The following is a 12,719-nucleotide window of genomic DNA, read 5'->3' as shown; positions in this document are numbered from 1 at the left end:
CTATAAATCTCCATAATGCGGACGAACAACTATTTCTTCAGGCATTATGTCCTGCTCAATAGCAAGAGCAACATTTGCTACTATTAATTCTGCAAGTGCTTTCGGAGACATCATTCTATCGCCATATTGCTGAACGACCTTCGCCGACCAAATTGGCGTCCTTGTTGCTCCAGGCAATATATTCAGCACTTTGATACCTTGGTGCCTGTACTCTTTGCGAATTGTTTTCATAGTTTCGAGCAACGCAGCTTTTGTTGCCCCATAGAGCGAAGAACGATGGAAACTCTCCACTGCCGCTACTGAAATAATATTGACAAACATACCGAATTGTTTCTCAAGCATTCCCGGCAAAAAAGATTTTGAAAGCAAAACAGGTGCTCTGAAATTTACATTTATCAATTTATCTATCTCAATGGCCGAAAAATCCACAAAATTTTTGAAAATTCCAACGCCCGCATTATTGATTACTATATCAGGAATTTGATTGTTTGATTTTAGTCTCTCAATTCCTGCAATAAGTTCGCTTTCGTTGTTCAAATCAAATGCCTCAAATACAATCTTATCACTCTTAATTTCAAAATTTGTGAAACTATCATTTTTTGTTGCAGTTGCAATTACTCGACAATCATAACGGGCAAGCACTTCCACAATACTTTTCCCAATCCCCTTGCTTGCTCCTGTAACTAATATTGTTTTACCTTGCAAAGAATTATTAGACATAAAATCTCCAAAATAGTTATTATTGTAATTAACTTATTTACGTTTTTTACTGATTTTTATTTGTATTAAAAGGTCTGATATGTTTGATACAAAAGAAAAAATACTTGAAAAATTGTTCTCGCTCGAACGCAAAGGTATTAATCCCGGACTTGATAGAATTTCCTACCTGCTCGAAAAAAACGGGAACCCACACAACAGATTTCCATCTATTCATATTGCAGGAACAAACGGCAAAGGTTCAACCGCCTCACTTATTGCCTCAATACTGACAGAAGCAGGTTATCGAACTGGGCTTTATACTTCACCCCACATAAAACAATTCAATGAACGTATTCGCATAAGTGGCAAAATAATTCCTGATGATGAATTGGTGCAACTCGCAATAAAGTATATGCAAATAGGGAAGAGCGTTGATGCCACTTTTTTCGAAATTACGACTGCAATTGCTTTCGACTATTTTGCTCGCAACAATGTAGAAATTGCCATTGTTGAAACAGGTTTAGGTGGGCGTCTTGATGCAACTAATGTTTTGGCACCGCTTTTAAGTATTATTACAAGCATTGCTATCGAACATACAGATTATTTAGGCAATACTATCGAACAAATTGCTTTCGAAAAAGGCGGCATAATAAAGCAAAATACGCCAACTCTTTTAGGTGAATTGCCTTTTAACGCATATAAAGTAATCGAAAATATTTGCGTTGAACGAAATAGCCGTCTAATTCAATCCGATGGTGCAATAACAAAAATTATTGGTATAAATCCTGATTATACAATGCAATTTCAAATAAAAACTAATTCAAATACTTATTTAATCAATTCTCCTCTTCTGGGTAACCACCAGACTATTAATCATTCGCTTGCTATATTAGCACTGGAAAATATAAATCATTATTTCAGTGTTTTGCAGCAGTCAATTTCTGATGGCGTGAAAAATGTTGTTGAAAATACCGGTCTTTTCGGTCGGTTCCAGATTATATCTCGTTGTCCAATGGTAATTCTCGATACTGCTCACAATCCTGCCGCGTTCGAAAAACTTGCCGAAACATCACAATTAATCTTTCCAAATGTAAAATTCAATATAGTATTTGGTGTTATGTCGGATAAAAACGTTTCAGAAATGCTGGATAAAATAAAACATATAACTAATTTACTTATTATTACTCAACCATTTACCAAGCGTGCTATGCCCTCGGATTTCATCAAACAAATAGCAGATAAATTAGAAATTACAAATATAGTAGTTCAAAATCCACAGCAAGCTTTTGAATTCGCTAAATCAAGAAATGAACCTTTTATTGTTACCGGTTCTTTCTATTTACTTGCAGACATTGATTATTAATGTTTTTTTATTTTTTATTTATCTTATTTGTGATTAATTTTGAACTAAATAACAAATATTTCTGTGCATCACTAAACAATTAATATTTACTAATTTAAGGGGTTTTAGATGGATTCACTACTATTTTTAATTCCTATTGCTGGTTTAATTGCATTGCTCTTTACTTACATAAGGGCAAAGTGGATTAGCCGTCAGGATGCCGGCGACGAAAGGATGCAGCGAATTTCCCGTTCAATCGCAGACGGTGCTATGGCATTTATCAAAGCTGAGTATCAAATGATTGCGATTTTCGTTGTTCTTGTTGCAATTCTGCTTACTATTCAGGGTGCAAATACAGAGAACACACATCCACTTGTCGGGCTTTCCTTTATAGTTGGAGCCTTTTGTTCAGGCTTAGCTGGTTTTATTGGGATGCGAGTTGCAACAAAAGCAAATGTTCGCACAACTAGTGCTGCTCGCACAGGGCTAAACAGTGCTTTGCGTGTTGCATTTACTGGGGGCTCTGTTATGGGTATGGGCGTTGTTGGCCTCGGTGTTACAGGCTTAAGCATACTATTCCTTTTATATAATAACACTTTTGATGGTCTAAGTTCAAGCGAAGCTATATTGAAAGTGGTAAATGTTGTAACGGGCTTTTCGTTCGGTGCTTCGTCAATTGCACTTTTTGCAAGAGTTGGTGGCGGTATTTATACAAAAGCAGCAGACGTCGGCGCTGACCTCGTTGGTAAAGTCGAAGCCGGAATCCCCGAAGACCATCCGCTTAATCCTGCAACTATTGCCGACAACGTTGGCGATAACGTAGGCGACGTAGCTGGTATGGGGGCTGACTTGTTCGAATCCTATGTTGGTTCTATTGTAGCCGCGATGGTTCTTGGTGCATCATTCTTTGCTGTGCCTGAATTTCAAGCAACCTTGTTCAAAGGTCTCTCAGCTGTTGTTCTACCTCTTTTCCTTGCAGGTGCTGGTATAATTGTTTCTATCATCGGAACGTTTTTCGTAAAAGTTCGTGAAGGCGGCAATCCGCAAGCTGCACTTAATGTCGGGACAAGTATTGCAGCCGTACTTATGATTATCGTTTCTTACTTGATTATTCACTGGATTCTCCCCGAACAATGGCTATACGAAGACCCACTGTATAATCAAGTATTTACTATCACTTCTCTTGGCGTTTTCCTTGCAACAATAGTTGGGCTTTTAGCTGGTGTTGGTATTGGCTTTATCACTGAATATTACACTGGCTTGGGCAAACCTCCCGTTCGCAAAATTGCTATGCAATCTCTAACTGGACACGCTACCAACATTATTGCTGGAATTGGAACAGGTATGCTTTCTACAGCAATTCCTGTTATTCTTATCGCTATTGCTATTGTTGGTTCTTTCTATTATGCTGGTCTCTATGGAATAGCAATTGCTGCTGTCGGTATGCTTGCTACAACCGGAATTCAGCTCGCAGTTGACGCATACGGTCCTATTGCAGACAACTCGGGCGGTATCTCAGAAATGAGCGAACTCGAAAAAGAAGTTCGCTCTCGCACCGATAAACTCGATGCTGTCGGTAATTCTACTGCTGCTATTGGAAAAGGCTTTGCTATCGGTTCCGCTGCTTTAACTGCATTGGGACTTTTTGGTGCGTTTATGACTGCTGCTCATATTAAATCCATCGATATTTCCAAAGCAAACGTAATGGCTGGATTGTTTATCGGTGGAGTGCTTCCTTTTGTTTTTAGTGCTTTATCTATGGGGGCTGTTGGACGCGCTGCTATGAGTATGGTCAAAGAAGTGCGTCGCCAATTTACTGAAATCCCTTCGATGGTTAAAGCCCTCGAATTAATGAAAAAATATGGAGATAAAGATAAAAAAGAATGGAGCAAAGAAGATTTAGACGCTTTGCACCAAGCGCAAGACGCTGCCGAATATACCAAATGCGTCGCCATCTCCACAAAAGCTGCTATTCGTGAGATGATTGCTCCTGGCCTTCTTGCTGTGATTGTTCCGCTTTTTGTTGGATTTGCTTTCGGTGCTGAAACATTAGGTGGTTTGCTCGCTGGTGTTACTGTTGTTGGTGTTCTGCTTGCTGTTTTCCAAGCTAATGCTGGTGGTGCTTGGGATAATGCTAAAAAAATGTTCGAAGAAGGTGTCGAAATCGACGGCAAACGTTACTACAAAGGTTCAGACCCACACAAAGCAGCCGTTACTGGCGACACAGTTGGTGACCCATTCAAAGATACTTCCGGCCCATCGCTCAATATCCTTATAAAGTTAATGGCTGTTGTTTCTCTTGTTATTGCAGGAATGCTCTAAATGAACGTTTTCGAAACAAACTTTCAAGATATTCCTCTCATTCGCCGAGGTAAAGTCCGAGATGTATATGACCTCGGCGAATGCCTTTTGTTTGTTGCTACCGACCGCATCTCTGCTTTCGACGTGATAATGAATGAACCTATTCCCGGCAAAGGAATTATCCTTAACAAAATTTCTGAATTCTGGTTCAAAAATACTAAACACATAATCGACAACCATTTCATTTCATCAAATGTTGATGATTATCCCGATATTTGCCACAAATACAGAGATGTCCTCGATGGCCGCTCGATGATGGTGAAAAAATGCTCACCACTCCCTGTCGAATGTATTGTCCGTGGCTATATTGCCGGTAGCGGCTGGAAAGAATATCAGAAATCACAAACTATTTGCGGTATTCCATTGCCAACAGGACTTAAAGAATTCGAGCAACTTCCCGAACCCATTTTTACGCCTTCTACCAAAGCAGAAGCAGGACACGACGAAAATATCTCTCCCGAAAAAGCAAAAGATATTCTTGGTAAGAGCGTTTACAGTATCATTGAGAAAGATTCAATAGAATTATACAAATTTGCTGCAAACTACCTTGCAGAACGCGGAATTATACTTGCCGATACCAAGTTCGAATTTGGAACAATCGACGACAAAATAATACTAATCGATGAAGCTCTTACTCCTGACTCATCTCGCTTCTGGTTGAAGGCAAACTATGCTCCAGGTGTTCCTCAAACAAACTTCGATAAGCAAATTCTTCGCGATTGGCTCGAAAGCACCGGTTGGAACAAGCAGCCTCCACCTCCAGATCTGCCTCCTGAAATCATCAGCGGGACCCTCGACAAATATCAAATGGCTCTTGAAATGATAATTAATTCTTAAAAATAATAATCCCCGGCTCGTCAAAGCTGGGGATTTTTATTTTACTCAACGATTTTTAATTTGTCTTTTTCTCTTTATTTTCCGATAATTCATCTTTTTGCTTACTTGCACGGGCAATCAAGATTTGATTCCTATTCAATCTGTCTTTGGCAACTGCTTGAAGTGGAATTTCACCCATAGGTACTTCCTGTATTATAGAAACTTTTGCAAAATCTCCTTCCGAAATTTTCAGTTGTCTCAATTTGGTGGCTCCATCAATAAACAATCTCATTTTATTTTTTGTGTGTGCTTTACCTTGATATAGATTATCAAGCCGACTACTCAATAGTCTTCTTATACTTGCATCATCGTTTAATAATATTGCGGAAGGCGATTTTACATAAAAATCAAAATCTGCAAAAGCAAATATTCTTGCTGGCTCGGTTTTATAAACCATTACCGGAGTGCCTATTCGCACTTTCTCATACAAATCTTTACCGTCCTCACGGCTTATTCTCACGCATCCGTGTGAGGACGACCTAACGCCTAAATGATGGTAGTACCCATTTCCCGCAAGCCCGTGAAAACCAATATTACCGTTAAATCCAATCCACCAAAAGAGCTCTGCATTATCGAACTGCTTGGATATTGCTTTCGGTGATTTCGATTGCACCGTAAAAACACCCGTTGTTGTCTCCATTCCCTGAGAAATATATGGGTTACCCGAGCTAATTTTATACTCGAAGATTTCGCCATTTCTTTTAACTAATTTTGCTGTCTGAGTTGTCAAGCAGATTTCTACATATTCATCGCCCAACACATAAATAGTATCCTTAACGGGGGAAAAAATCAGTGGAATTGGTGTGCGTTTGCTTAATTCCTCTTCGTCGGGCAATGCAATCTGTGAAATTTTATTAGCTTTATCCTGAGTTGAGCTAATAAACACAATCACTGCCAATATCAATGGCAAAATTATATTTTTTGATTTCTTAATCATAATTGCCCGTTCCAAAATTACCAACTTTGGTTGAAATTCAAAAGTTTTTTTAATTACGCAAGAAATATGCCACAATTAAAAATACTTTTTCCACCAAAGCGATAACATCAGAAGTGCAAAAATTTGTTTTGAGTTATTTGATTTATGTGAATGATGTTCTGCTATGAGTTTTTCAACGTATTTTTTATTGAAAATGCTATTTTGAACAAAATAGGAATTCATAATTTCATTTTGAGCGTACTGGCGCCATTCCTTGCGTAGCCATTCTTCAACAGGTGCGGCAAAACCTTGCTTCCGTCTGTAAATAATATCAGTTGGAAGAATGTTTTCGACTGCTTTTTTCAAGATGTATTTGGTTGTTTTGCCATCTGGCATCTTGCGATTTGCTTTTAACGCTGTTGAAAATTCAACTATTCTGTGGTCTAAAAACGGGACGCGTGCTTCAATGCTATGCGACATTGTAACTTTATCAACTCGCATTAGCAAGAGTTCAGCAAGCCGCTGAGTAAGCTCCAAATACGCCATTCGCTGATAGTAATCAGCGTTCGGCGATAGTTCAAGTGCTTGCCTGTGTAAGTAGTCAGAATATTCCGCTGGCTTCGTTACTAAATGCTCAAAATTCGCTCCGAAGAGTTTTTGCAAGTGGCAAACAGAAAAAATCGGCATACCACTCCAATAAAACTGCTCACCGTAAGCAGCTCGCCGAATATAATCAAGTGCCAAAATTTGACCTGTTGCATTCAAAATAGGCTTTGCAGCAAAATAAGCCGATTTTCTAATCAGTTGCGGTAATTTTATGTAATGCTTCCAGTATTTTTCATACACATTGTAATGCTGAACAATCCACGGGTAACCTGCAAATTGTTCGTCGCTTCCTTCGCCTACTTGCACAACTATTGTGCCGCTTTCACGTGTCAATTTCGATAAAAAATATAAAGGAATACAAACTGGATCGGCATTCGGTTCGTCTTCACGATAGGCGAGCTTTTCTAATATGCCAATTGCATCATTCTCATTAATTAATATTTCGTGATGATTCGTTTTGAAAATTTTTGCTATTTTTCTCGCATATTCAAGTTCATTGTATTTTTCAAGTTCTCGAAAACCAACCGTGAAGGTATCTACCGGGCGATTCATGAGCTCTGCCATTAGTGCAACGTTCACACTCGAATCTATTCCACCACTTAGAAACACCCCGAATGGAACATCGCTCATCATTCGTGCTTTGATTGACTGCCGCAACAAATCAAGCAACTGAACTTGAATTTCTTTGTCATTCAAGTGTTCTAACTCTTTTTCCTTTTCCCCGTTGAACGGGCTCCAAAACCGTTGTAATTTTATCTCGCCTTTCTTATTGATTATTAAATAGTGCCCAGCAGGAATTTTGTATATATGTTTAAATAATGTTCCACGGGTGGAAGACAATCCGTAATTTAAATAATTAGGTAATTCATCGAAATTGAACTCTTTTTCTACCAGCGGATGAGCCAAAATTGATTTTATCTCCGAGGCAAATAGTAGAATCCCATTTTTGTTGTAAAAATATAAAGGCTTGATTCCAATTCTATCCCGTGATAAAAAAAGTTCCTGTCTGCTGTTATCGTAAATTGCGATTGCCCACATCCCAAGCAATTTTTGCAAAACTTCCTTTCCCCATCTTACATATCCATATAAAATTGTTTCTGTATCAGTTTTGGAGCGGTAATTAAACCCTAATTCAATCAATTGCTTGCGAACATCAAGATGATTATATATCTCACCATTGAACACAATCGAGAATTGCCAATCGGCAGTTTGCATTGGCTGATTGCCATTCGAAGAAAGATCTACTATTGCCAATCGACGAAAAGACATTCCGCATAGTTCATCATTGGAAATATAAGTGCCATCTGAATCAGGACCTCGCTCAACGATACAATCAGACATTTTTTTTAAAATTTCTTGGCTTATAGCGTTTTGCTGTCCAGAGTAGTTGAATATTCCTGCTATTCCACACATACAAATTAAATTAAATATCTATGTTCCTGTGTAATGTTGAGTTATTTATGAGTTCAATCATTTCTTTTACTGCTCGTTCAATTCCTACAAATGCAGCACGCGATATAATTGAATGGCCAATACTTAATTCCTCAATTTCATAAATGTAACAAACATGCTTTGTGTTGTAGTAGTTTAGTCCGTGTCCTGCTGCTACTTTCAATTCAAGATTGCCAGCATAAGCGGCGGCATTAATAATCCTATTTAGCTCGAATTTGAAACGTTCGGGAGTTTTGGCATGAGCGTAAGCCCCTGTGTGAAGTTCGACCATATCTGCACCAACTTCTTTGGCAGCTACTATTTGCTTTTCTTCTGGTTCGACAAACAAACTTACTTCTATTCCTCGCTCATGCATTCTCTCGCATAGAGATTTAATCTTATCTTTTTGCGAAAAAACATCTAACCCACCTTCAGTTGTAAGCTCTTGACGCTTTTCAGGAACAATTGTAACTAATTCTGGTCGTGTTTGTAACGCAATTTGAATTATTTCTTCATTTGCCGCCATTTCAAGATCTAATTTGGTTTGCACTGTTTCCCGCAAAAGTCGCAAATCCCTATCGTTTATATGGCGGCGGTCTTCTCGTAAATGACATACTATTCCACTTGCTCCTGCCAACTCAGCTAACGATGCTGCAACAACCGGATCAGGCTCGTTCCCACCACGTGCATTGCGTATTGTTGCAATATGGTCGATATTTACATTAAGCCGTATCATCAATTGGACTCCCCAAATAAAAAAATATTTACAAAAATAAGAAAAAAAACTTATCACTTTTCCAAATTTCAATAATTCTTGTTAATTTGTTTTTTTAAGTGCATTATGTTTCAATTAATATTTTAAACTATAAGTTTTCATAATGAGTTTGTTTGTTGCTATTATTTTAGGATTAATCCAGGGTCTTACAGAATTCATTCCTATTAGTTCTACTGCTCATCTTACAATTTTCGGCGAACTTTTTGGAACTATCGACCACACTCACCCAGAGCAATGGACTGCTTTTATTGCAATTATCCAGCTTGGCACTCTGTTTTCTGTTCTCTGGTATTTTCGTCGCGAAATTTACGACATTCCAACAGCATTTTTACGCGAAAATCTTGGGAAAAATCGACTTTCTTTTCCACAACAAAGTCTGAATAGCCGTCTCGGTTGGTTTGTTATCGTTGGAAGTTTGCCTATAATGACAATCGGCCTTGCTCTTAAAAAGATTATTGAAGGCGATTTCACTAAAAGTCTTACAGTTATTGCCATAAGTCTTATTGCCTTGGCTTTGATTTTGCTTTTTGCCGAGAAAATAGCTAAGCTTCGCAAGTCCGAAAAAGATTTGAATTTTTGGGATGCTCTTTCGGTTGGGTTTGCTCAATGCGTTGCACTTATTCCGGGTTCATCTCGTTCGGGCACAACAATTACAGCAGGTTTGTTATTAGGAATGAAGCGCGAAACTGCCGCAAGATTCTCTTTTTTGCTTAGCATACCTGCAATTTTTGCTAGCGGTTTGCTCCAGTTCTATCAGGCTTTATCTTTTGTTTCTGCTGGCGATTGGTTAAATATTCTTGTGGCAACAGCGGTCTCCGCTATTAGTGGATATTTTACTATTGATTTTCTCATAAAATATCTAAAGCAACACTCAACTTATATTTTTATTGTTTACAGAATAATTATTGGTATTGCTATTTTAATTTTTATTTATGCTAACTAACAGATAAATAAATATTTTGGAGTATTTTTGATGCTTATTGCTGTATTATCAGGATTTATTGTTGCCTGCATAGTGCCGCTTATCTTCAAGTTAAATAGGAAAGTAGCGGGAGCACTGCTTTCGATTTTGCCGCTTTCGCTATTTATCTTCTATTTGCAATTTTTACCTAATGTATTGGCAGGCGAAAAAATCTTAACGACGTTCTACTGGATTCCTTCCCTTAAAATCAATCTTAATTTTATGATTGATGGACTTAATCTTCTATTTGCTCTTATCATTAGCGGGATTGGTTTTGTAGTGTATCTTTACGCTTCTGCCTATTTAGCAAAAAGCGAAAAGATTGTGCCATTCTACATCTACATAAGCATTTTTATGGCTTCTATGCTTGGTGTAGTAACTTGCAATAATACGCTTGCTCTTTTCGTTTTCTGGGAACTCACATCAATTAGCTCATTTTTGCTAATCGGATTTAATCACGAACAGGAACGCTCGCGTTATGCTGCTTTGCAGTCATTGCTGGTTACAGCCGGTGGGGGATTGGCACTTCTTGCAAGTGTTATCATTATTGGACAAATTGCTGGCACATATGAAATTTCTCAAATGTCTGCTTTTCATAGCAATTTGATAAATAACGCTCTCTATCCTTCAATATTGATTCTTTTTTTGATCGGTACATTTACAAAGTCGGCTCAATTCCCATTCCATTTTTGGTTGCCGAACGCAATGGAAGCACCAACTCCGGTTAGCGCATATTTACATTCTGCTACAATGGTCAAAGCTGGTGTTTTTCTTATGATTAAGTTTTTGCCTATTCTTGGTGGGACTGAACTCTGGATGTGGCTGCTTGGTGGCTTCGGTGGTTGGACAATGCTTATGGCATCGACCATGGCTTTGAAGCAAACAGATTTAAAACGCCTTCTCGCTTACTCTACTGTTTCTGTGCTTGGCACTCTTACTATGCTAATCGGACTCGGTGGTGAAAAAGCTATTTCTGCAATGATAATATATTTGTTCGCTCATTCCCTCTACAAAGGTGCGCTATTCCTTACTGCTGGGATTATTGACCACGAAACTGGAACTCGCGATATCCGTAATATCAGTGGGCTACGTAAATATTTACCTATTACCGCATTAATTGGTGTTTTAGCCGCTCTTTCGGGTATGGGTATTATTCCTTTTATTGGCTTCATCGGCAAAGAAATGCTTTACGAAACAGCTTTGCTTTCTGGTCAATATAGCACCTTATTTATTACAATTTCTGTGATTTCTGCTGTAAACATTTTTGCTGTTATGGCGTATAGCGGCATTCTGCCATTCTTCGGCGAATACAAATCTCCTTCCGAACACGTTCACGAAGCCCCATTTCAGATGACAAGTGGACCCGTTGCTTTTGCATTGTTGGGCTTGGTGTCCGGTCTTTTTGCTGGTTCCACTGTGGACGGACTTACTAACAAAGCTTTGCAATCAATTTTTCCTTCGGCTTCGCATCATCTTGCGCTGTTCCACGGATTTAATTTACCGTTGCTGCTAAGCGCTCTGACAATTGTCGTTGGGCTTATTTTTGTTCTTAATCGCAAGTCGCTTGTTGAATTTATCGAGAAAATTAGAATACCGGAATACTTTTTCCCCTCAAAATGGTACGATTATATTTTCAATGGAACTTTAAGTTTTGCCGAAATTCAAACTAAATTTTTGCAAAATGGTCATCTTCGCTATTATATATTTACAATTTTAGCCCTGTTCATTTTGTTAGTTGGTGGTTCGTTTTTTGGTTTCAACACCTCGGGAAGCATTCTAAATGCCTTTGCAATTTCGATTGAAAGAAGTATTGCAGGCATAGATATATACGATATTTCGATGTTGATAACTGTCCTAATTGCAAGTGTTTTTGCTCTTCTTTCCCAGGGGCGTCTTTCTGCTATTGCATCTATGGGCATTGTTGGGGCGCTAATTTCATTGATTTATATTATTTACGGCGCACCTGATTTAGCAATGACACAACTTTCCATCGAAACCCTTTCTGTTATTTTGTTTGTGCTCGTTTTATACAAATTGCCTCGTTTTTTCACTTATTCAAAACTAAAAACAAGAATTCGCGATTTAGTTATTGCATTAGCATTCGGTTCAATTTTCACAATGATAATTATTTTCGTTAGTGCATATGGTAAATTCGACACTGGGCTTAGCGAATACTTTGCTCAAACAAGTTATTTAATCGGACATGGGAAAAACATTGTCAATGTAATTCTTGTAGATTTCCGTGGATTTGATACTATGGGCGAAATTACTGTGCTTTCGATTGCTGCTGTTGGTGTTTATTCTTTACTTCGTCTGAGAAAGCAAGGAGGCGAGCAATGAGATCAATTATTCTAAGAACAATGACAATGTATTTGTTACCACTGTTGCTTATTTTTTCCGTTTTTTTGCTCTTTCGTGGGCATAATCATCCCGGAGGTGGCTTCGTTGGCGGCCTTGTCGCTTCTGCTGCTTATTCGCTCTACCTTCTGGGTTTTGGTATTGACAAAGTTAAAACTATATTCCGACTACAACCAATAAAAGTATTAGCGTTTGGATTGTTCCTTGCTGCAAGTAGTACTGTTTTCCCTATATTATTTGGGAAGCCACTGATGACAGGTGTTTGGTACGAGCATAAATTACCTATCGTCGGGAGTTTAGGAACCCCAACAGTTTTCGATACTGGTGTTTATTTCACCGTTTTGGGTGTTACTCTCAACATCATTTTCACTTTGTTCGAAGATAAGGAGTAATG

Annotated in this window: 10 protein-coding genes; 6 read left to right on the top strand and 4 right to left on the bottom strand. The window is 38.4% G+C overall.

The features are described 5' to 3' along the window. A complete protein-coding gene (locus AC6QZF_RS06520; RefSeq protein ID WP_499799075.1) occupies nt 1-720 on the bottom strand; it encodes an SDR family NAD(P)-dependent oxidoreductase in 720 nt (239 codons plus the stop codon). Nucleotides 721-799: 79 nt separating this feature from the next. Between AC6QZF_RS06520 and AC6QZF_RS06515 the strand changes: the two genes are divergently transcribed. The 3 genes from AC6QZF_RS06515 (at nt 800) to AC6QZF_RS06505 (ending at nt 5,239) form a co-directional block, all read left to right on the top strand. Further along, nucleotides 800-2,062, top strand: a complete 1,263-nt coding sequence (locus AC6QZF_RS06515; RefSeq protein ID WP_499799074.1) for a bifunctional folylpolyglutamate synthase/dihydrofolate synthase — start codon at nt 800-802, stop codon at nt 2,060-2,062. A 108-nt stretch (nt 2,063-2,170) separates the two neighbouring features. Then, nucleotides 2,171-4,363 carry a sodium-translocating pyrophosphatase gene (locus tag AC6QZF_RS06510; protein ID WP_499799073.1) on the top strand — a complete coding sequence of 731 codons (2,193 nt, stop codon included), beginning with the start codon at nt 2,171-2,173 and terminating at the stop codon, nt 4,361-4,363. Next, a complete protein-coding gene (locus AC6QZF_RS06505; RefSeq protein WP_499799072.1) occupies nt 4,364-5,239 on the top strand; it encodes a phosphoribosylaminoimidazolesuccinocarboxamide synthase in 876 nt (291 codons plus the stop codon). It abuts the gene before it with no gap. 55 nt (nt 5,240-5,294) lie between these two features. On the opposite strand, the gene AC6QZF_RS06500 is transcribed toward AC6QZF_RS06505, so the two are convergent. From AC6QZF_RS06500 to AC6QZF_RS06490, 3 genes are all read right to left on the bottom strand, one after another. Next, nucleotides 5,295-6,215, bottom strand: a complete 921-nt coding sequence (locus AC6QZF_RS06500) for a L,D-transpeptidase (protein ID WP_499799071.1) — start codon at nt 6,213-6,215, stop codon at nt 5,295-5,297. A 75-nt stretch (nt 6,216-6,290) separates the two neighbouring features. Beyond that, entirely contained in the window at nt 6,291-8,213 is a 1,923-nt protein-coding gene (gene asnB, locus AC6QZF_RS06495; protein ID WP_499799070.1) for an asparagine synthase (glutamine-hydrolyzing), read from the bottom strand. Nucleotides 8,214-8,223: 10 nt separating this feature from the next. After that, on the bottom strand, nt 8,224-8,967 hold the full coding sequence (locus AC6QZF_RS06490) for a pyridoxine 5'-phosphate synthase (RefSeq protein ID WP_499799069.1): 744 nt from the start codon (nt 8,965-8,967) through the stop codon (nt 8,224-8,226). A gap of 142 nt (nt 8,968-9,109) precedes the next feature. On the opposite strand from AC6QZF_RS06490, the gene uppP reads away from it, so the two are divergent. The 3 genes from uppP to AC6QZF_RS06475 are packed head-to-tail and all read left to right on the top strand — an operon-like array spanning nt 9,110 to nt 12,717. Further along, nucleotides 9,110-9,949, top strand: coding sequence for an undecaprenyl-diphosphatase UppP (gene uppP / locus AC6QZF_RS06485; protein ID WP_499799068.1), 840 nt, complete (start codon nt 9,110-9,112; stop codon nt 9,947-9,949). Between the two features lie 30 nt (nt 9,950-9,979). Next, nucleotides 9,980-12,307: a putative monovalent cation/H+ antiporter subunit A gene (locus tag AC6QZF_RS06480; protein ID WP_499799067.1), complete on the top strand. Its 2,328-nt coding sequence runs from the start codon at nt 9,980-9,982 to the stop codon at nt 12,305-12,307. Beyond that, nucleotides 12,304-12,717, top strand: coding sequence for a Na+/H+ antiporter subunit B (locus tag AC6QZF_RS06475; protein WP_499799066.1), 414 nt, complete (start codon nt 12,304-12,306; stop codon nt 12,715-12,717). Before AC6QZF_RS06480 ends, AC6QZF_RS06475 begins: the two co-directional genes overlap by 4 nt. Nucleotides 12,718-12,719 lie beyond the last annotated feature (2 nt).

The sequence above is a fragment of the Eximiradius sp. genome, assembly GCA_937127445.1.
In the GTDB taxonomy this organism is placed as follows: domain Bacteria; phylum Bacteroidota; class Ignavibacteria; order Kapaibacteriales; family UBA2268; genus JAKIZO01.
This window is presented reverse-complemented; position numbering and strand designations above follow the sequence as displayed.